Raw genomic sequence first — 19993 nt, forward strand, 5'->3', positions numbered from 1 at the left:
CATGCGGAGCTATGGCGTCGTCATACCTGCCTTCAACGCCAGCGGCACCATCGCCGAGACGCTGCGATCGGTCGCGGCGCAGACAGTGCGGCCTGAGCTGGTGGTGATCGTCGACGATGGATCCAGCGACGATCTCGCGGCGGCGATCGGCGGAACGGACCTGCCGCTGCAATTGCTGCGCCAGGCAAATGCCGGACCTGGGAGCGCCACGACAAGGGGCATCGCCGCCTTGCCGACGCCGCTCATTGCGACGCTCGATGCCGACGATCTGTGGCTGCCGAGCAAGGCCGAAACACAGCTCGCGCATCTCGAAAGGCATCCCGCAACGTCGGGCGTTTTTTGCCATTTGCGAAACTTCCGCAATGACCGGCCCGATGCACCCGAGGACGCGATCGTACCCGGTTGGTCGCGGACCACGATGCTGATCCGGCGCGAGGTCGCCGAGACCGTTGGAGCAGTCGTCGATCCGCCGGGCGGCCGCGGCGAAATGATCGACTGGATCGCGCGGGTACGCGAGGCGGGCCTTGCCCTCGACATGGTGGAAGAGGTGCTGGCGCTGCGCCGCATCAGGCCCGGCAGCCTGTCCTATGGCCGCGATGCGGCGCGCGACCGCGGCTATCTCGAAGTGGCGCGGCTCGCCATGCTGCGACGGTCCCGGAACAAGGCCGGCGCGGGCTGATGGCGGGCATTCGCCGCATCAGCCGACGTTTCCCGGACTATGGCTGGTCCTGGCCGACGGGCGGGCTCGACCAACTGCTCAAGGCTGCCCTTCTTGCCGATGAGGACGCGGCCGCCGGTTGCGCCATGCAGTGGCTAAGCGCGAACGACATCGACCTTGTCTCCTTCAGGGAACACCGGCTGCTGGCCGCGATCTGCGATCGGTTCGGCCGGAAATTGGCCGGCCAATCCGCCTATCCGCGCCTTGTCGGCCTGCAAAAGATGCTGTGGACCAAGTCGCGCATGGCGATGCGCGAGGCCGAACCGGCGCTGCAGGCGATGACGGATTCCGGCTGCCTGGTGATGCTGATCAAGGGTGCCAGCCGCATTGCCTTGAACGCCTCGGCGCAGCGTGGCCGGGTGGCGCACGACATCGACATATTGGTGCGGCCGCAGGACATGCCGGCGGCGTTCGGCGTGCTGCGCGACGGCGACTGGCAGATCGCCACCGGGGTGAGTCCCCAATATCTGAGGACAAGGCTGGCGTCGCTGCGCTCGATGAATTTTTTCAAGGGCAGTTATGGCGATATCGATCTGCACCAGCTTGCCTATGACGGCTCGCAGCAAAGCGACGAGGATGACCAGGCGATCTGGCAGCGCGCGGCGACGGCCGAATTCAGCGGTGTCGGCGTGCTGGTGCCGTCGCCCGCGGATCGCATCGCGCTCGCCATCGCGCATGGCGGGCTCGATGCCCACACCCACAGCGATTGGCTGGTCGATTGCGCGGTGGCCATTCGCACCGGCGGCGTCGACTGGGACGTGTTCCTCGATGTCGTCGCCAGGCGTGGCCTTGCCGTTGCCGCGGCGGTGGCGCTTTCCTACCTTGCGCTCGATGTTGGCGTGACGGTGCCTGACAAGGTGCTGGCGCGCGTGCTGGACATGGCCGACCGCACCGGCCTTGCACGCTGGTCGGCGGTGCTGCAGGCCAAGCCGCGAACCGACTTCGGCAGGCTGACCTGGCTGTCGCGCGGCTTCGCCAAGCAGTTGCGGCTGAGACGCAAGAGCGGTCGGCTGCGGCAGGAGCCGCCCGCCAGGGCATGGCGCGGCAGAGCATGGCGCGGCAGGCAGGCACCTCGCGAGCCGCTGGAAGGACAGTCGCCCCTGGCCTTCTCGCAGACCATACCGTGCCCTGCGACGGCGGGGGAGATGATGCTGGACATCACGATCAGGATCAGCGTCCCGCCGGTCCGGCGCCGCATCGAAATGGAGATCAATGTGGGCGACGACCACGTCGCGCGTCTGCGTGCGATGGCCATCAGCCGGTCTGGTGGAGAGCGGGTGCTGCGCTTTCGCGGCAAGGTGACATTCGATGGCCGACAGCATGCGCTGACGCTGGAGGCGCGGCCGTCCCGGCAGTTCCGCCAATGGGACGATCAGGCGACGGTCGCCGCCTACGGCGCTTTGCCTTTCCATCTGGTCTCGGCGATTTTTTCACCGCTGCGCTGAACTGAACTATCGCTGGTCGCCCAAAGGTCGGCGGCGCCGTGCGGGGCGCGAACCCTCGCCTATACGGCGCCCTCGTCGGGCTTCGTCACCCGCCGCAACGTCAGATTGATCCTGCCGCCGTTCTTGAGCAGCGCCGAGGTCGAAGGGTAGATGCGGTCGACGCCATGGAAGGCAAGACGGCCCTCGCCGCCAAGCACGACGACATCGCCGCTTTTGAGCCTGAACGATTTGGTGGCGCCATCGCGGGTTGTCTGGCCGACCCTGAACAGGCAATCGTCACCCAGCGAGACGGAGACGACGGGTGCCGAGAAATCGGCCTCGTCGCGATCCTGATGCAGGCCCATCTTCGCTTCCGGCGTGTAGAAATTGATCAGGCAGGCCTGCGGTGGATTGGGATAGCCCGACACCTGACGCCACAGGTCTAGCAGACTGTCGGGGATAGGCGGCCACGGCTCTCCGGTCAGCGGATGCGTCGGCTGGTAGCGATAGCCGCGTTCCTTGTCGGTGACCCAGCCGAGAGGACCGCAATTGGTCATGCGCACGCTCATCTCCTTGCCGGTCCGAGGCATGGCCGGCACGAACAGCGGCGCCTGCTGGACAATGCTTCTCACCTCCTCGACCAGCGTCTCCTGGACGGCGCGGGACAGATGGGCCGGCATGTGACGGATGCCTTTGGGCAGAACGAGCATGGGTTGGCTCATGTGAATGGTTCGGAGCCTCAGCATGCCACCGCCAGACGAAAACGGCGACCCGAAAGCGGTCGTGGTTCTTACGAGGGATGGCCGCAGCGAATTCGTCTTGGCCAAATGGCGGTTGACGAACAAAGATGACTAACATAGTCAAGATTTAGAACCGGACCGGTTGACACAAGAATTTTCAGCTTCCGCGTCCAGCGAAGCCGCAGGCAGCCAACGAGAGCGAGGGATATGGAAGTGACATTTCTTCAAGGCTTCAACGCGATCGAACGGGGCTGCATCTGGTCGCGGCGAGGACTGCTTGCCACGACATGCCTGGCGACGCTGGCTGGTGCCTACCAAGCCTCCGCCCAGCAGGCAGGCACCCAGGCATCGGGCGGCGCCACCGTGCTCGAGCCCATTACGGTCAGCGGCGAGGCCGGCGGCGACACGTCCCGTGAGGACGACAGGACGGTGGCTGCCAAGCGCAGCTCCGGTGCGACCAAGACGGACACGCCCCTCATCGAAACGCCCCGCTCGGTCTCGGTGGTGACACGCAAGGAACTCGAGGAGCGCGGCGCGCAGGACATTATCGAGGCGGTGCGCTATTCCTCAGGCGTCAGCACCGGCGCTTACGGATTCGACCCGCGATTCGACCAGATCTATATCAGGGGCTACGACGCAACCACGCTCGGCGACTACAAGGACGGCCTGCGCCAGCCCTATATCAACTACGGCACGTTCCGCACCGACCCCTATTCGCTCGAACGCGTCGAGGTGATCAAGGGACCGGTATCGGTGCTTTACGGCGCGGGAACGCCGGCAGGCATCGTCAACAAGGTGCCCAAGCTGCCGACCGAGGACAGGATCAGGGAAGTCGAACTGCTTTATGGCACGAAGGACAGGGCGCAGGCCGCCTTCGATTTCGGCGGCCCGGTCACCAAGGGCAGTGACGATTTCCTCTACAGGATCGTCGGCCTGGCGCGAAACGGCGACACCAATTTCGACATCGCCGACGACCGCTATTTGCTGCAGCCGTCGTTCACCTGGAATCCGGACGCCGCGACGTCCTTCACCATCTATGGGCTGGTGCAGGCGGACGAGACCGATTCCAATGTCGGCGTGATCACCGATCCGTCGGGAAAGGTCCACACCCTGCGCGAGAGCGACCCCGACTATGACCATCAGAAGATCCGGCAGCAGCAGGTCGGCTACAAGTTCGAGCACGATTTCGACGGCGGCATCACGGTGCGCCAGAATGTACGATACTCCCATCTCGACCTGAGGTCGCGCTATCTCGCGGTTTCCGGTTGGACAGGTACGGTCGCGCATCGTTATGCGACCTCAATTCGCGACGAAATGAACGTTTTCCAGGCCGACAACCAGGTCGAGGCCAGGTTCGACACCGGGGCGCTCGCCCACACGCTGCTTCTCGGCCTCGACTACACGAACCTGACCTCGTCCTTCGGCTATGGGTTCGATCCGCCCGATCCGGCCTACGATTTCGACATTGCCAACCCGACCTACGGTTTCTCCGGCCCGACCCCGGACACCACTTTCTCTGCGTCCGACGCGGATCTGAGCCAGACCGGCGTCTATGCGCTGGATCAGGTCGAACTGGACAAATGGCGTTTCACGCTCGGTGGCCGCCAGACCTGGGTCGAGCAGACGCGCGACTATTTTGGGGGCGGTTCCGAAGCGGTGGACAAGAACGCCTTCAGCATGCAGGCCGGCGCCCTCTATCTGTTCGATAGCGGCGTCGCGCCCTTCGCCAGCTACGCGACGTCATTCGAACCGATCTCGAACCGCTCGGCCGATGGCGGCGGCATTCTTCAGCCTACGAAGGGCGGACAGTTCGAAGTGGGGGTCAAGTACCAGCCACCGGGAACGGATATCCTGCTGTCCGCGGTCGCTTACCATCTGGTCGAGAAGAACAAGCCGGTAGTCGTCGATCCCAATGCGGGCACCTATCGTTCACTGGGCGAGGTCACCAGCAATGGTTTTGAACTGGAAGCCCGCGCGGCCGTCATGGACGGGCTCGACGTGATCGCGGCCTATAACTACAACCATGCCGAGATCACGGGCGCCGGCCCTGACTCGACGGAGTTGGACAAGGTCCCCGCCGTCACCCCCGAACATGTCGCGAGCCTCTGGGCGAACTACAAATTCGACGAGGGCAGTGCGGCACCCGGCCTTTCGGTGGGAGCCGGCGTGCGGCTGCAGAGCGCGACCTATACCGACACGTCAAACACCGCCAAGAACGATGCCGCCGTCTATCTCGATGCCTCGGCGTCCTACGATTTCGGCGCCATCGACAAGAGGTATGAAGGTGTCTCGGCCGCTTTCGCCGTCCGCAACATTGCCGATGACCGCGCGACGGTGTGCAATTCCGGTTATTGCTACATGGGCCAGGGCCGCAACATCACGGCTTCGCTGAAGCGCCGCTGGTAAAGGCAACGCCGCGCGCCTTTCGGACGCGCGGCGCACTGATTCAGCGTTTTGATACAACCATGCCCGGCGATTAGCCAAGTTCTGGAATACGCAGAACCTGGCCCGGATAGATCTTGTCGGGATGGGTCAGCATCGGCTTGTTCGCCTCGAAGATGACCGTGTTCTTGGCGCCCTGGCCCTTGCCATAGCTCTTTTCGGCGATCTTCCAGAGATTGTCGCCCTTCTGGACCGTATAGAAGGTCGGCTCCTTGGCCGCGGTCGCCGTGCCCGAAGCCGGCGCGACCTGCAACTCGTCAGCCTGCACCTTGGAGACGCCCAGCGTGTTGCCGACGGCGATGACCGCCTTTTCGAAGATCGACTGGTCCTTTACGACGCCCTTCAGCACCGCCGTATCGCCTTGGACGGCAACTTGCACGCCATCGGTACCGAGCTTGTGTGAATCGAGCTCTTTCTTGAGCGTGTCGGCGGTGGGTGCGGCTTCCTCGTCGCCGCCGATGCCGAGCTTCTTGCCGACGTTCTTGACGAAATCGAACATACCCATCTCTAGGTCTCCCTTGCTGTGGCAATAAGGGAAACCTCGCATCCGCAACGCAAAATTGAAAGTGGTTTTGCGGGCACGATTTGCGTGTTGCTTAATCGCTCTCCACGCGACCGCGCAGCTTCTTGATCGTACCGCGCCCGGCCTTGCTCTTCAGCCGACGCTCGACCGCGCCTTTCGACGGCCGTGTCTTCTTGCGCGGCGGCGGCGGCGGTTCTGCGGCCTTGGCCACCAGTGCCGCCAGCCTGGTCCGTGCGTCGGCGCGGTTTTGCTCCTGTGTGCGAAAGCGTCCGGCCTCGATGACGATGACACCATCCTTGGTGGCGCGCTGGCCGGCAAGTTTTATGGTCCGCTCGCGTACGCGGTCCGACAGGCCCTCGGCGTTCCGCGCGTCGAAGCGAAGCTGCACCGCCGTCGCCACCTTGTTGACGTTCTGGCCGCCGGGACCGGACGAGCGGATGAAATCCTCGTGCAGGTCGCCCGGGTGAATCACGGCTTCGCCCGATATGATGATGTCGTCGTCGATCGGCATGCCGCAGTCATGGCGCGGCGGACCGAAAAAGAAAAGGCCCGATCGAAAGCGCAGCCCCTAACTGGCATATACGATCCTGATCACGACGCCCAGGCGAGTTCGCCAAGATGGCGACGAAGCCATTTCGTCTCTTCCGACGCCGTGCGCCCGAAATGCCGTTTGAAGTCGCGGCTGAATTGGGACGGGCTCGCATAGCCTACCAAAGCCGCGACCTCTGCGATCGTCCTGTTCTGGCGTGCTATCATCAATCGTGCTTCGTGGAGCCGTATCGCCTTCACGTACTGCATTGGACTGTTGCCGGTCAGGCTCTTGAAATGGACATGGTAGGAAGGAACGCTCATGCCCACGTCTTTTGCCAGGTCGCCGATCGAAATTTCAGAACCGTAGTTCTCTCGCAACCAGGCCAGGCTCTGGATAATCCTTCCGGACGTGCCTTTCTGCTGCAGCGCCGCGAGCATTGCACCGCCCTGCGGGCCGACCAGCACCCGGTAATGCAGTTCGCGCAGAATGCCGTCACCAAGGACGAGAGCTTCAACGGGGCTGCGAAGTGCCACAAGGAGGCGCAGCAGGACATCCTCTATTTCGGGGGCCATCCTGCTTGACACGAGACCTCGCGGCTTGCCGCGCGCCGGTTCGGCATGCATCTGAGCTTGTATGGCGAGCTCGGCTGCCATCTGCATATCGAACTCAACATAGACCGCAAGCAATGGTCGCTCCGAGCTGGCCATCGATTTCATGCGGAATGGAACGGGCACCGAAACCGCCAGATAGTGCTCCTCGTCGTAGAGGTAGATCTCCCTTTCGAGGATACCCTGCTTGCTTCCCTGTAATACGAACACCGCGCCTGGCTTATAGAGGACCGGGATGTCGTGAAGCACGGCTTCCGTCCGGAGTATGCGGACGCGGCTGAACGCGGTCGGATTGTAGCCGCGACGAGGGGCGAGAGCTCCGGCCAACTCGACCAGCTTGGATCGTCCGTGTTTGGGAGGAATAGGATTTGGCAACAAATTCAGAGGATCCGCAATCGAAACGCTCGGTTCCTCATAATATTTGTCAACTCATCACCAATCAAGGAAAGCTTGCGAGTCATGTCACAGAAGACCTTCTTTATCACCGGCGCGAATTCCGGCTTCGGCTTGGCGATAGCTTCCGCGGCTATCCAGATCGGCCATAAGGTGATTGGCGCCGTTCGCTCGGAGACATCACGCGCAGCGCTCGCCGACGTTCTTCCCGCAGTTCGGCCGGTACTGTGCGACGTAACGGAATTCGACGCCATACCCGACGTGGTCAGGCAGGCGGAGAACGAACATGGACCGGTTGACGTGCTGATCAACAATGCCGGCTATGGGCACGAGGGAGTGCTTGAAGAGTCGCCGATCGAAGAGATGCGGCGTCAGTTCGACGTGAATGTCTTCGGCGCTGTCGCCGTCGCTAAGGCTTTTCTTCCCCGGTTCCGGGAGCGACGTCGTGGATTCATCGTCAATGTCACGTCGATGGGCGGCATGATCACCATGCCCGGCATTGCTTACTATTGCGGCAGCAAGTTTGCGCTCCAGGGCATATCGGAGGTGATGCGTTCGGAAATGGCCCCGTTCGGTGTCCGCGTGACCGCAGTCTGCCCCGGCTCGTTCCGGACGGATTGGGCTGGACGATCAATGGTCCGCACAGAGAGATCAATCACTGACTACGACGCGCTTTTTGATCCGATACGTGAGGCGCGACAGGTAAAGAGCGGCAAGCAGCTCGGTGATCCCGATAAACTGGCAGCCGCCGTTTTAGGCCTGGTCGAGTCCAGTGATCCGCCGCCGCAGCTTCTGCTTGGCAGCGATGCTCTCAAGCTCGTGTCGGACAGAATCGAACGTCTCCGGCAGGAAATCGAGGTGTGGAAGTCTGTCACTGTCTCGACCGACGGCTGACGGCACCGACGTCCTGCCTGCGCCTATTCCGCCGCTTCCTGCATGTGCGGCGCCGCGCCGAGGACGGAGGCGTCGACATGGCTTTCGAACTTCTCGAAATTGACTGCGAACATGCCGACCAGCCTTGCCGCTTGCCGGTCATAGGCCGATTTGTCGGCCCAAGTCGATCGCGGATCGAGGATGGCGCCGTCGACACCCGGGACCGCCACCGGCACCTCGAAGCCGAAATTGGCGTCGGTGCGGAAAGCGCCTGCCTTCAGCGAGCCGCCGAGGGCGGCGGCGAGCAAGGCGCGCGTCGCCTTGATCGGCATGCGCTTGCCGGTGCCATGGGCACCGCCGGTCCAGCCGGTGTTGACCAGCCAGCAATCGGCGCCGTGGCGAGCAATGAGCTCGCGCAGAAGATTGCCGTATTCCGACGGATGGCGCGGCATGAACGGCGCGCCGAAACAGGTCGAGAAGGTCGCTTCCGGCTCGGTCACGCCCCTTTCCGTTCCGGCCACCTTGGCCGTGTAGCCGGAAAGGAAATGATACATCGCCTGCGCCGGCGTCAGCCGGGCGATCGGCGGCATCACGCCGAAAGCGTCGGCGGTCAGCATGATGATGTTCTTCGGGTGACTGGCGCGCCCGGTTTTCGAGGCATTGGGGATGAAGTCGAGCGGATAAGCGCAGCGTGTGTTTTCGGTGAGCCTGCCGTCATTGAAATCCGGCATGCCATGGGCGTCGAGTACGACGTTTTCCAGCACGGTGCCGAAGCGCTGCGTGGTGGCGAAGATCTCCGGCTCGGCTTCCGCCGACAGCTTGATCGTCTTGGCGTAGCAGCCGCCTTCGAAATTGAAGATGCCGTGCGGACCCCAGCCGTGCTCGTCATCGCCGATCAAGGTGCGCGACGGATCGGCCGACAGCGTGGTCTTGCCGGTTCCCGACAGGCCGAAGAAAATAGCGGCATCGCCGGCCGGTCCCTCATTGGCCGAGCAGTGCATAGGCATCACGCCTTTCTCCGGCAGGAGGTAGTTGAGCATGGTGAACACCGACTTCTTCATCTCGCCGGCATAAGAGGTGCCACCGATCAGCACGATCTTGCGCGCCAGGTCGACGGCGATCACCGTTTCGGTGCGGCTGCCGTGGCGGCCGGGATCGGCGCGGAAGGACGGCAGGTCGATGATCGTCATCCCGGGCACGAAGTGTTCGAGTTCGGCCGCCTCGGGACGGATGAGCAGGTTACGGATGAACAACGAGTGCCAGGCAAGTTCGGTGATCACCCTGGTGGGCAGCTTTAGCTCCGCGTCGGCACCGCCGACCAGGTCCTGCACATAGAGGTCCTTGTCCCCGGCATGGGCCTGGAAATCGGCGAGCAAGGCGTCGAACTGTGCCGGCGAGATCGCCTTGTTGTTGTCCCACCAGACTTGCGGCTCGGTGGCAGCGTCGCGGACGATGAACTTGTCCTTGGGCGAGCGACCGGTGTGCTGGCCGGTCTCGGCGAGCAGCGCGCCATGCGCGGTCAGCCGGGCTTCACCGCGCCGGATCGCTTCCTCGTAGAGCGCGGCCGCGCCGAAATTGTAGCGCACCGTGCCAGAGGTTTTCAGACCGACACGATCGATCGCGCAGGCAGGATTGCGTTTGCCGACTTCCGACATTGGTGACCCTTTTCAAGATTTGCCGCATCTTTGCCGGCGTATTTCCGGCACACCCACTAAGCAGGCTAGGATGGTCAGAACCAGAAAAGCCAAATGATATCAAATCATTAATCGATTTAAATATTTTGAAAGTTGTTTAAATCGTTTATATATGCGAAAAGTTCCACGGTTGCCCAAAGGATTGGCGAGGTTCGTTCGTCGATCCATGTCGAGGTCGGATTGTGGCCGGCGGCACCCCGCGCGTGACAGCGGTTAAGGCCTATGCCACATTTTGTACCTAATTTGTCCTGCAAAAGCCCCTTCTCTACGACAGAAGGGACAGCTCATGAGGGAGCCGCTTGAAATGGCAACAATCGCGCTTGTCGATGACGACCGCAACATTCTGACGTCGGTGTCGATCGCCCTCGAATCCGAGGGATATCGTGTCGAGACCTACACGGATGGTGCGTCCGCGCTGGAAGGCCTGGCGGCCAGGCCGCCTAATCTCGCCATCCTCGACATCAAGATGCCGCGCATGGACGGCATGGAGCTGCTGCGCCGGATGCGCCAGAAATCCGACCTGCCGGTGATCTTCCTGACCTCCAAGGACGACGAGATCGATGAATTGTTCGGTCTCAAGATGGGCGCCGACGACTTTATCCGCAAACCGTTCTCGCAGCGCCTGCTGGTGGAGCGGGTGCGCGCCGTGCTGCGCCGTGCCAGTGCCCGCGAGGCCGCGGCAAAAGCGCCGAGTCAGCAGGCCCGCTCGCTCGAACGTGGCCAGCTCGTCATGGACCAGGAACGCCATACCTGCACCTGGAAGGGTGAGCCGGTGACGCTTACCGTCACGGAGTTCCTGATCCTGCATTCGCTGGCGCAGCGTCCCGGCGTGGTAAAAAGCCGTGATGCGCTGATGGATTCGGCCTATGATGAGCAGGTCTATGTCGATGACCGCACGATCGACAGCCACATCAAGCGGCTGCGCAAGAAGTTCAAGGCTGTCGACGACGACTTCGAGATGATCGAAACCCTTTACGGAGTCGGATATCGGTTCCGCGAAGCGTAATTTGATGTATGTCGAGCAGAAGCGGTCCCTAGTGTGGGGCTGCGACATACGTCAAACCTGGGACTAGCGGGAGCTGCTATTCGATGGCAGTGGAAGCACAGCGAACAAGACCGGCGGGCGCCGCCAGGCGGCCGTCGCGCATCATGTCTTCCTTCGTGTCGAAAATCACGGTGCCGATGCGCCGCTTCCTCGGCCACCATATCTTTTCCAGCCTGACGCGGCGTATTCTTTTCCTCAATCTCGCCGGGCTGGCGGTGCTCGTCACCGGCATCCTCTATCTCAACACCTTCCGCGACGGGCTGATCGACGCGCGCGTCGAAAGCCTGATGACGCAGGGCGAAATCATCGCCGGCGCGATTGCGGCGTCGGCGACGGTCGAGACGGATTCGATCAGCATCGACCCGGAAAAACTGCTTGAGCTGCAGGCCGGCGAAAGCCTGGGGCCTGGCTCGGACCAACTCGACAATCTGGATTTTCCGATCAATCCCGAGCGCGTGGCGCCGGTCCTGCGGCGGCTGATCTCGCCGACCCGCACCCGAGCCCGCATCTATGACCGCGACGCCAATTTGCTGCTCGATTCGCGCCATCTCTATTCGCGCGGTCAGATCCTGCGCTACGACCTGCCGCCGGTCGAGGAGGAGGAGCCCGACCTTGTCGAGCGCGTCCAGAAATTCATCTTCGACTTCTTCCGCAACACCGACCTGCCGGTCTATCACGAACAGCCCGGCGGCAACGGCGCCGCCTTCCCGGAAGTGGTCAAGGCATTGACGGGCAGTCCGTCGACCATCGTGCGCGTCTCGGAACAGGGCGAGCAGATCGTCTCGGTGGCGGTGCCGATCCAGCGTTTTCGCGCCGTGCTCGGCGTGCTGATGCTGTCGACCGAAGGCGGTGATATCGACAAGATCGTCGCCGCCGAACGCAAGGCGATCCTGCGCGTCTTCGGCATCGCGGCGCTCGTCACAGCCATCCTGTCGATGCTTTTGGCGTCCACCATCGCCAACCCGCTGCGCCGGCTGTCGGCGGCGGCCGTACGGGTGCGTCGCGGCGTCAAGAGCCGCGAGGAAATCCCAGACTTTTCCGACCGCCAGGACGAGATCGGCAATCTGTCGATTGCCGTGCGCGACATGACCAACGCACTCTATGCGCGCATCGAGGCGATCGAAAGCTTCGCGGCCGATGTCTCGCATGAGTTGAAGAACCCGCTGACGTCGTTGCGCAGTGCTGTCGAAACATTGCCGCTGGCGAAGAATGACACCTCCCGTGCGCGCCTGATGGAGATCATCCAGCATGACGTGAAACGGCTGGACCGCCTCATCACCGACATTTCCGACGCCTCGCGCCTCGATGCGGAATTGGCGCGCGAAGATGCCGGCACCGTCGACCTGAAGAAATTCGTCACCGACCTCGTCGCTGTTTCGCGTGAAACCACGCGTAACAAGAAGGCGGTCGAGATCGAGCTCAAAGTCGCCAAGCTGCCGCAGGGCGCCAAGGGCTATGTCGTCGTCGGTCACGATCTGCGCATCGGCCAGGTCATCACCAATCTGATCGAGAACGCCCGTTCCTTCGTCCCCGAGGACCATGGCCATATCAGCCTGTCGCTGGCGCGCGCCGGCAAGTTCAACATCCTGACCGTCGACGACAACGGTCCCGGCATCCGCGCCGACGCCATCGACCGCATCTTCGAACGTTTTTACACCGACCGGCCCGCCGGCGAGGCGTTCGGCCAGAATTCCGGCCTTGGCCTGTCCATCTCCAGGCAGATCGTCGAGGCCCATGGCGGTACGTTGACCGCCGAAAACATACCAGGCACCAAGCCCGGCGAGATCAAGGGCGCACGCTTCGTCGTGACGCTCCCGGCCGAGGGATGACCGCCAATCGCCAGGGATCGCGACGTGCGGTCTGACAACATACACGCCACGGCGCTGCTGATCGGCGAGAGCGGCATTCTCATCAGCGGCTCATCCGGGTCGGGCAAGACAACGCTGGCGCTGACGCTGATCAGCCATTGCCTGCAACGCGGATTGTTCTCACGGCTGGTCGGCGACGATCAGCTCTTCGTCGAAGCCCATGCCGGGCGGCTGGTGTGCCGTGCGCCCGGCACCATCGAAGGCCTTGCCGAGGTGCCGGGACATGGGCCACGGTCCCTGCCGTTCGAACCGGCCTGCGTCGTCGATCTGCACGTGCGCCTGTTGCCGGCCGGCGAAATCGCACGCTTCCAGGAGGATGCAAGCGACGACATCGCCGGCTGTGCGGTGGCGCGCATCGATCTGGCCGAGCGCAATGTCGCGGCCGCCTTGCTCGCCGTGATGGCGCGGCTGTCGATCCCGCCTTTTCTATGATCCGCGCTGGGTTTTTTGCTGCAATGCGTCAAAATGGCGTGGGCCGGCGCAATTTTGGGCTTGTCAACGGGCCGCGCGTCGACAAGATAGCGCTCCCGCCGCCTGGATTGGCTGGCGAGCATAAAATGCGCCTGTGAAGCGGCGATGACGGGAGCCACCAAAGAATGATCGGACTCGTGCTTGTAACGCACGGTCAACTGGCCACCGAGTTCAGACATGCCGTCGAACATGTCGTCGGGCCACAAGACAATTTCGAAACCGTGGCGATCGGTGCCGACGACGATATGGAGCAGCGTCGCCGCGACATCGTCGACGCCGTCTCCCGTGTCGATACGGGGGCGGGTGTGATCGTGTTGACCGACATGTTCGGCGGCACGCCGTCCAACCTTGCCATCTCGGTAATGGAGTCCGGCCGCACCGAGGTGATCGCCGGCATGAACCTGCCGATGCTGATCAAGCTGTCGTCGATCCGCAAGGGCGACAACATGGCGGCCGCGCTCGATGAAGCGCAAGCCGCGGGCCGCAAATATATCAACGTCGCCAGCCAGCTTTTGAGCAGCAAATGAGTACGCTGTCGCCTGACAAGGACCAGATCGTCAGGGAGTTTCCGATCGTCAACCAGCGCGGCCTGCATGCGCGCGCCTCGGCGAAATTCGTCCAGCTTGCCAGCGGTTTCAACGCTTCGGTCCATGTCGAGAAGGACGGCGTCAAGGTCGGCGGCACCTCGATCATGGGCCTGATGATGCTGGCGGCCAGCCCTGGATACTCGATCCGCGTCACCGCCAGCGGCCCGGAGGCGCTCGAGGTCATGGACGCGCTGGAGCAGCTCGTCGCCTCCCGTTTCGGCGAGGAGTGCTGACCCGGAAGTCAGCCATCCGAGACATGCACGAATAAAGATTTCTTTATATCCCATTGTCGTGCGAAGCCCGATCTGCTAGTCAGGCCGGCAATTCGCGCCCTTCGACGCGCCGACCGGCGCGGGCGCATCCGCAACCAATTCGCAAGCCAAACGATCAATTCACAGCAAGACAATTCGCATCGGAGCACTGCCATGACGGGTAGCAAGGACTATGTGGTCGCCGACATCTCTCTTGCCGGCTGGGGCCGCAAGGAACTCGATATCGCCGAAACCGAAATGCCGGGCCTGATGGCCTGCCGCGAGGAATTCGGCGCCAAGAAGCCGCTCAAGGGCGCGCGCATCACCGGCTCGCTGCACATGACGATCCAGACGGCGGTGCTGATCGAGACGCTGAAGGCGCTCGGCGCCGACATCCGCTGGGCTTCCTGCAACATCTTCTCGACCCAGGACCACGCCGCCGCGGCCATCGCCGAGACCGGCATTCCGGTCTTCGCCGTCAAGGGCGAGAGCCTCGAACAGTACTGGGACTACACCGACAGGATCTTCCAGTGGGCCGATGGCGGCCTCTCCAACATGATCCTCGATGACGGCGGCGACGCCACCATGTACATCCTGATCGGCGCCCGCGCCGAAGCCGGCGAGGACGTGCTGTCCAATCCGCAGAGCGAGGAAGAGGAATATTTCTACGCCCAGGTCAAGAAGCGCCTGAAGGCTTCGCCGGGCTTCTTCACCAAGCAGAAGGAAGCGATCCGCGGCGTCACCGAAGAGACGACGACCGGCGTCAACCGGCTCTACCAGTTGCAGAAGAAGGGCCTGCTGCCCTTCCCGGCCATCAACGTCAACGATTCGGTCACCAAGTCGAAATTCGACAACAAATATGGCTGCAAGGAATCGCTGGTCGACGGTATCCGCCGCGGCACCGACACGATGATGGCCGGCAAGGTCGCGGTCGTCTGCGGTTATGGCGACGTCGGCAAGGGTTCGTCCGCCTCGCTCAAGGGCGCGGGCGCCCGCGTCAAGGTCACCGAGGTCGATCCGATCTGCGCGCTGCAGGCGGCGATGGACGGCTTTGAAGTGGTCACCCTGGAAGATGCGGCACCGACCGCCGACATCGTCATCACCACCACCGGCAACAAGGATGTGGTTACCCTCGACCACATGCGCTCGATGAAGGACATGGTGATCGTCGGCAACATCGGCCATTTCGACAACGAGATCCAGGTTGCGTCGCTGCGCAATCTGAAATGGACCAACGTCAAGCCGCAGGTCGACATGATCACCTTCCCGGACGGCAAGCGCATGATCCTCCTGTCGGAAGGCCGCCTGCTCAATCTCGGCAACGCCACCGGCCACCCGAGCTTCGTCATGTCGGCCTCCTTCACCAACCAGGTGCTGGCGCAGATTGAGTTGTTCACCAAGGGCGAGCAGTACCAGAACCAGGTCTATGTGCTGCCCAAGCATCTCGACGAGAAGGTCGCACGCCTGCATCTCGACAAGCTCGGCGCCCGCCTGACCGAGCTGTCGGGCGAGCAGGCCGCCTATATTGGCGTCACGCCGCAGGGGCCGTTCAAGCCGGAACACTACCGCTATTAACCAAAGCCGAATTTGCTACAAGATATTGATGCCGGGCGATTGACTTTTCGCCCGGCATTATTTTTGCGCCGAATGATTCTTCACGCCGATTCCAGCAGGCGCTATTGTTGTGATTCGCGGGTCCAGGGGCGAGGACCGGCGCACGCGTCAGGGCGGTCTTGCATTCAGGCGGCGAAGAGGACCAAGACATGCCGGGGGAAAACCCGCTTCACGCGGGACAGGCCGTTTCCGGCGGCCATCAGGATTCGGGGACCACTGGCTCGCGGCGCCCTTCGTGGCGTGGCCGCGCGGGGCTGTTGCTTGCCGGCTCCACACTTGCCGGTCCGCTGCTTGGCGGGGTTGCATGCGCCCAGGGCGCCGAAGTGGCGGCCGGCCTTTCGGTCAGCACGATCGAGGTCATGCAGCTAGCCGTCTTTGCCGGAGTGATGGGAGCGGCATTCCTGTCGGCCATCGTTCTCATTCGCGAACGCGCGCGCACCTCGGCGGAAAATGTCGAGCTGAGAAGCCGCGTCGCCGATATCAGCGCGGCGTTGCGACGTTCGGAAGCGCTGCTCAATCTGCGCGACCAGCGTGTGGTGGTCTGGGCCTCGGAAAACAAGAAACCCGAGCTCATCGGCACATTGCCGACCGAAAGCGGAGCGCCGGAGGAACGGGCCGCATTCCTAGCCTTTGGGCGCTGGCTGATGCCGCGCTCGGCGGCGGCACTCGAACATGCCGTGACGGGTTTGCGGGAAAAAGGCAGGGCGTTCGACCTGGTGGTGGAATCGCAGGCCGGCGCTCCGTTGGAAGTGCATGGCCGAAAGAGCGCGGCCCATGTGCTGGTGCGGTTTGTCTCGCTGTCCGAGACACAGCGCAGCCAGGCCCGGCTCAAGATCGAAAACCAGCGGCTGGCCGCCGACCATGACACGATGATCGGCCTGCTCGAGGCGCTGAAGATGCCGGCATGGCTGCGTGACGAGCATGGCCGGCTGAAATGGGTCAACCGGGCCTATGCCGACGCGGTCGAAGCCGAGAACGCTGAAGCCGCCGTGCGTGACGCCCAGGAGTTCCTCGGCGGCCAGGCGCGCGAGGCCATCGCCGCCCAGCACAAATCGCATCCGGTGTTCGAGCAATCGCTTTCGACGGTGATCGAAGGCGACCGCCGCGTGTTTGCCGTGACCGACTTTGCCGGCGCCGACGGTTCGGCCGGCCTTGCCTGCGACACCAGCGCCATCGAGGCCATCCGCGGCGAATATGAGCGGACCGTGCGCAGCCATGCCGATACGCTCGACCAGCTCAACACGGCAGTCGCCATCTTCGACACGAACGAGAAGCTGCGCTTCTTCAACCAGGCTTTCCAGAAACTGTGGGGGCTCGACAGCGGCTTCCTGCACAGCGCGCCCGACAACGCCCTTTTGCTCGACCGGCTGCGCAGCGAGGGCAAGATCGCCGAACAGCCGGAATGGCGCCGCTGGAAGGAAGGCCTGCTCGGCGCTTATCGTGCGGTCGAATCGCAGGAACACTGGTGGCACCTGCCGGACGGCAAGACCATCCGCGTCGTCGCCAACCCGCAACCCAAGGGCGGCGTCACCTGGGTGTTCGAGAACCTGACCGAGAAGATGGATCTCGAAAGCCGCTACCGCACCGCGGTCCGGGTCCAGGGCGAAACGCTCGACAATCTGGCCGAAGGCGTGGCGGTGTTCGGTCCCGATGGCCGGCTGCGGCTGTCGAACCCGGCCTTTGCCACGCTGTGGGGGTTGGGCACGGAAGTCGCCAAGCCCAATGTGCACGTATCGACCATACGCGAGCTCTCAGATCGGCAGGCGGTCGAGAGCCCCTGGCCCGGCTTTGTCGCCGCCATCACCGGCTTCGACGACGAGCGCCGCGAGCGCCACGGCCAGACCGAGCTCAACAATGGCACCGTGCTGCGCTACGCCGTGATTCCGCTGCCCAACGGGCAGGTGATGATGACCTTCGTCGACGTCACGGACAGCGTCCATGTCGAACGCGCGCTCAAGGACAGGAACGAGGCGCTGGAGAAATCGGACCAGCTCAAGAACGACTTCGTCCAGCATGTGTCCTACGAACTGCGTTCGCCGCTGACCAACATCATCGGTTTCACCGAGCTGCTGTCGCTGCCGGCGACTGGCCCGCTGACGCAGAAGCAGCGCGAATATGTCGAACATGTCGGCTCGTCCTCCTCGGTGCTGCTGACCATCGTCAACGACATACTCGACCTGGCGACCGTCGATGCCGGCATCATGCAGCTCGACATTTCCGAGGTGCACGTGGACCGCACCATCGCGGCTGCCGCCGAGCTTGTCGCCGACCGACTGGAGGAGCATTCGATCCGGCTCGCGGTCGATGCCGCCGCCGCGCCGAAGACGTTCCATGGCGACGAAACGCGCATCCGCCAGATCCTCTACAACCTGCTCAGCAACGCCGCCAACTACGCGCCGGAGGCCAGCACCATCCGGCTGGCCTGCCGCCAGCTGGCGGACGGGGTCGAGTTCTCGGTTCACGACGACGGGCCTGGCATGCCGCCCGATGTGCTCGATTCGGTGTTCCGCCGCTTCGAACCGCGCGCCAATGGGGGCCGCCGGCGCGGCGCCGGCCTCGGCCTGTCGATCGTCAAGAGCTTTGTCGAACTGCATGGCGGCGCCGTTCGCATCGAAACCGGCAAGGACAAGGGCACGACCGTCATCTGCACCTTTCCCGACATGCCGGGTATCCGCGCAGCGGCCGAGTAGCGCGCTCGATGACGGAACCGGTGCTGGAGCGTTTGCTCGCCGACGAGACCCAGACAGCCCGGCTGGGCGAGGATCTGGCGTTGGCGCTGCGCGTGGGCGACGTGCTGGCGCTCAAGGGCGATCTCGGCGCCGGCAAGTCGACGCTGGCAAGGGCACTGATCCGGGCGCTGGCCGACGATGCCGGTCTCGAAGTGCCGAGCCCGACGTTCACGCTGGTACAGAGCTACGATACCCGCGTGCCGGTTCACCATTTCGATCTCTACCGCCTGTCCTCGGCGACCGAGCTCGACGAACTCGGCTTCGAGGAGTCGCTGGCGCAAGGTGCCGCCCTGATCGAATGGCCTGAACGGGCTGACGGCTACCTGCCCAAGGCGACGGTGCTGATCGAACTCGTCCAGCATGGCGAGGGCCGGCTGGCCCGACTGTCGGGGCAAGGGGTTACCTTCGACCGTGTCGCGCGCTCGCTGGCCATGCGCGGTTTTCTGGAGAGCGCCGGCTGGGGGCAAGCGCGGCGCCGGCATTTCATCGGCGATGCCTCGGCCCGCTCCTACGAGATCGTAACGCTTGCCGGCGAGGCGCCGCGCGTGCTGATGAACTCGCCGCGGCTGGTGCTCGGCCCGCCCGTGCGCGACGGCAAACCCTATGCCGTGATCGCCCATACGGCGCAGTCGGTGTCCGCCTTCGTCGCAATCGACCGTGCGCTGCTGGCCGCCGGGGTCGCGGTGCCCAGGATCGACGCGCAGGATCTCGACCAGGGTTTCCTGCTGCTCGAGCATCTGGGCTCGGAAGGTTTCCTCGACGGCAATGTCGAGCCGGTCGCCGAACGTTACGAGGCGGCGGCCGAACTGCTTGCCATGATGCACGGCAAGGCCTGGCCTCACCGCATGGAGGCGGCTCCCGGCGTCGTTCATGACGTGCCGCCCTTTGATCGCGACGCCATGCTGATCGAGGCGGACCTGCTGATCGACTGGTACGTGCCGGCGATATCGGGCGAGCCGGCAAGCGAGGCGCTGCGTTCCGGCTACCACAAGACATGGAATGCGCTTCTCGACCGGCTGCAAGGCAGCGAATACACGCTGATGCTGCGCGACTTCCACTCGCCTAACATCATCTGGCGCGGCAAGCGATCCGGCCTCGACCGGCTCGGCATCGTCGACGTCCAGGACGCGCTGATCGGGCCTTGCGCCTATGACGTCGCCTCGCTCGCCATGGACGCTCGCGTCACAATGGCACCCGAGATCGAGAAGCGGACGCTCGACGCCTATGTCGCCGCACGTCATGCAGCGGGCGGCTTCGACGAAGAAAGCTTCCTCGAAGCCTATGCAATCATGGCCGCGCAGCGCAATTCCAAGATTCTGGGTATTTTCGTGCGCCTCGAAAAACGTGACGGCAAACCCTATTATCTCAGGCACCTGCCGCGCATCCGCGATTATCTCAGGCGGGCGCTGTCACATCCCACGCTCGCCGACCTGCGGGATTTCTATAGCGCGCACGGGCTGCTGGAGGAACGAGCGCTGTGA

The 19993-nt window shown here is 63.4% G+C and carries 17 protein-coding genes; 12 read left to right on the plus strand and 5 right to left on the minus strand.

Annotated features, from left to right (window positions below; genetic code table 11):
• Position 1: 1 nt before the first annotated feature.
• Both FJ950_RS03625 and FJ950_RS03630 read left to right on the plus strand, forming a co-directional pair.
• Entirely contained in the window at positions 2-679 is a 678-nt protein-coding gene (locus tag FJ950_RS03625; protein ID WP_140615109.1) for a glycosyltransferase family A protein, read from the plus strand.
• Positions 679-2163: a nucleotidyltransferase family protein gene (locus FJ950_RS03630; RefSeq protein WP_140615111.1), complete on the plus strand. Its 1485-nt coding sequence runs from the start codon at positions 679-681 to the stop codon at positions 2161-2163. The genes FJ950_RS03625 and FJ950_RS03630 overlap by 1 nt, the downstream gene beginning before the upstream one ends.
• Positions 2164-2222: 59 nt before the next feature.
• Here the strand turns inward: FJ950_RS03630 and FJ950_RS03635 are convergent, their stop codons facing one another.
• Positions 2223-2852, minus strand: coding sequence for an alpha-ketoglutarate-dependent dioxygenase AlkB (locus FJ950_RS03635; RefSeq protein ID WP_015314350.1), 630 nt, complete (start codon positions 2850-2852; stop codon positions 2223-2225).
• Between the two features lie 237 nt (positions 2853-3089).
• Here FJ950_RS03635 and FJ950_RS03640 point away from each other — a divergent pair, with 237 nt between their 5' ends.
• A complete protein-coding gene (locus FJ950_RS03640; protein WP_140615113.1) occupies positions 3090-5288 on the plus strand; it encodes a TonB-dependent siderophore receptor in 2199 nt (732 codons plus the stop codon).
• A gap of 70 nt (positions 5289-5358) precedes the next feature.
• On the opposite strand, the gene lysM is transcribed toward FJ950_RS03640, so the two are convergent.
• The 3 genes from lysM to FJ950_RS03655 form a co-directional block, all read right to left on the minus strand.
• Positions 5359-5829, minus strand: a complete 471-nt coding sequence (gene lysM / locus FJ950_RS03645) for a peptidoglycan-binding protein LysM (RefSeq protein WP_140615115.1) — start codon at positions 5827-5829, stop codon at positions 5359-5361.
• A gap of 91 nt (positions 5830-5920) precedes the next feature.
• A complete protein-coding gene (gene arfB / locus FJ950_RS03650; protein ID WP_140615117.1) occupies positions 5921-6358 on the minus strand; it encodes an alternative ribosome rescue aminoacyl-tRNA hydrolase ArfB in 438 nt (145 codons plus the stop codon).
• Positions 6359-6438: 80 nt separating this feature from the next.
• Positions 6439-7365 carry an AraC family transcriptional regulator gene (locus tag FJ950_RS03655; protein WP_140615119.1) on the minus strand — a complete coding sequence of 309 codons (927 nt, stop codon included), beginning with the start codon at positions 7363-7365 and terminating at the stop codon, positions 6439-6441.
• 81 nt (positions 7366-7446) lie between these two features.
• On the opposite strand from FJ950_RS03655, the gene FJ950_RS03660 reads away from it, so the two are divergent.
• Complete coding sequence (locus FJ950_RS03660) at positions 7447-8274, plus strand: oxidoreductase (protein ID WP_140615121.1); 828 nt, start codon at positions 7447-7449, stop codon at positions 8272-8274.
• A 23-nt stretch (positions 8275-8297) separates the two neighbouring features.
• On the opposite strand, the gene FJ950_RS03665 is transcribed toward FJ950_RS03660, so the two are convergent.
• Positions 8298-9908 (minus strand): phosphoenolpyruvate carboxykinase, encoded by a 1611-nt coding sequence (locus tag FJ950_RS03665; protein WP_140615123.1) that lies wholly within the window; start codon positions 9906-9908, stop codon positions 8298-8300.
• 343 nt (positions 9909-10251) lie between these two features.
• On the opposite strand from FJ950_RS03665, the gene FJ950_RS03670 reads away from it, so the two are divergent.
• The 8 genes from FJ950_RS03670 to tsaE all read left to right on the plus strand — a co-directional run bounded on the left by FJ950_RS03670 (position 10252) and on the right by tsaE (position 19993).
• The gene (locus tag FJ950_RS03670; protein WP_010912942.1) at positions 10252-10953 is read left to right on the plus strand and encodes a response regulator transcription factor; all 702 of its coding nucleotides are present in this window, start codon (positions 10252-10254) and stop codon (positions 10951-10953) included.
• An 83-nt stretch (positions 10954-11036) separates the two neighbouring features.
• Positions 11037-12821, plus strand: coding sequence for a sensor histidine kinase (locus FJ950_RS03675; RefSeq protein WP_140615125.1), 1785 nt, complete (start codon positions 11037-11039; stop codon positions 12819-12821).
• 24 nt (positions 12822-12845) lie between these two features.
• Positions 12846-13292 (plus strand): serine kinase of the HPr protein, regulates carbohydrate metabolism, encoded by a 447-nt coding sequence (locus FJ950_RS03680; protein ID WP_015314358.1) that lies wholly within the window; start codon positions 12846-12848, stop codon positions 13290-13292.
• Between the two features lie 164 nt (positions 13293-13456).
• Entirely contained in the window at positions 13457-13858 is a 402-nt protein-coding gene (locus FJ950_RS03690) for a PTS sugar transporter subunit IIA (protein WP_140615127.1), read from the plus strand.
• The gene (locus FJ950_RS03695) at positions 13855-14151 is read left to right on the plus strand and encodes an HPr family phosphocarrier protein (protein ID WP_015314359.1); all 297 of its coding nucleotides are present in this window, start codon (positions 13855-13857) and stop codon (positions 14149-14151) included. Before FJ950_RS03690 ends, FJ950_RS03695 begins: the two co-directional genes overlap by 4 nt.
• Before the next feature lie 192 nt (positions 14152-14343).
• Entirely contained in the window at positions 14344-15744 is a 1401-nt protein-coding gene (gene ahcY, locus FJ950_RS03700; protein WP_015314360.1) for an adenosylhomocysteinase, read from the plus strand.
• Positions 15745-15932: 188 nt separating this feature from the next.
• Positions 15933-18473 (plus strand): PAS domain-containing sensor histidine kinase, encoded by a 2541-nt coding sequence (locus FJ950_RS03705; protein WP_140615129.1) that lies wholly within the window; start codon positions 15933-15935, stop codon positions 18471-18473.
• 8 nt (positions 18474-18481) lie between these two features.
• On the plus strand, positions 18482-19993 hold the full coding sequence (gene tsaE / locus FJ950_RS03710; RefSeq protein ID WP_140615131.1) for a tRNA (adenosine(37)-N6)-threonylcarbamoyltransferase complex ATPase subunit type 1 TsaE: 1512 nt from the start codon (positions 18482-18484) through the stop codon (positions 19991-19993).

It is taken from the genome of Mesorhizobium sp. B2-3-14 (genome assembly GCF_006442175.1).
Lineage (GTDB): Bacteria > Pseudomonadota > Alphaproteobacteria > Rhizobiales > Rhizobiaceae > Mesorhizobium > Mesorhizobium australicum.

Coding starts and splice junctions, on each gene's coding strand:
- FJ950_RS03625 (WP_140615109.1), top strand. CDS start 2: ATGCGGAGCTATGGCGTCGTCATACCTGCCTTCAACGCCAGCGGCACC.
- FJ950_RS03630 (WP_140615111.1), top strand. CDS start 679: ATGGCGGGCATTCGCCGCATCAGCCGACGTTTCCCGGACTATGGCTGG.
- FJ950_RS03635 (WP_015314350.1), bottom strand. CDS start 2,852: ATGCTCGTTCTGCCCAAAGGCATCCGTCACATGCCGGCCCATCTGTCC.
- FJ950_RS03640 (WP_140615113.1), top strand. CDS start 3,090: ATGGAAGTGACATTTCTTCAAGGCTTCAACGCGATCGAACGGGGCTGC.
- lysM (WP_140615115.1), bottom strand. CDS start 5,829: ATGGGTATGTTCGATTTCGTCAAGAACGTCGGCAAGAAGCTCGGCATC.
- arfB (WP_140615117.1), bottom strand. CDS start 6,358: ATGCCGATCGACGACGACATCATCATATCGGGCGAAGCCGTGATTCAC.
- FJ950_RS03660 (WP_140615121.1), top strand. CDS start 7,447: ATGTCACAGAAGACCTTCTTTATCACCGGCGCGAATTCCGGCTTCGGC.
- FJ950_RS03665 (WP_140615123.1), bottom strand. CDS start 9,908: ATGTCGGAAGTCGGCAAACGCAATCCTGCCTGCGCGATCGATCGTGTC.
- FJ950_RS03670 (WP_010912942.1), top strand. CDS start 10,252: ATGGCAACAATCGCGCTTGTCGATGACGACCGCAACATTCTGACGTCG.
- FJ950_RS03675 (WP_140615125.1), top strand. CDS start 11,037: ATGGCAGTGGAAGCACAGCGAACAAGACCGGCGGGCGCCGCCAGGCGG.
- FJ950_RS03690 (WP_140615127.1), top strand. CDS start 13,457: ATGATCGGACTCGTGCTTGTAACGCACGGTCAACTGGCCACCGAGTTC.
- FJ950_RS03695 (WP_015314359.1), top strand. CDS start 13,855: ATGAGTACGCTGTCGCCTGACAAGGACCAGATCGTCAGGGAGTTTCCG.
- ahcY (WP_015314360.1), top strand. CDS start 14,344: ATGACGGGTAGCAAGGACTATGTGGTCGCCGACATCTCTCTTGCCGGC.
- FJ950_RS03705 (WP_140615129.1), top strand. CDS start 15,933: ATGCCGGGGGAAAACCCGCTTCACGCGGGACAGGCCGTTTCCGGCGGC.
- tsaE (WP_140615131.1), top strand. CDS start 18,482: ATGACGGAACCGGTGCTGGAGCGTTTGCTCGCCGACGAGACCCAGACA.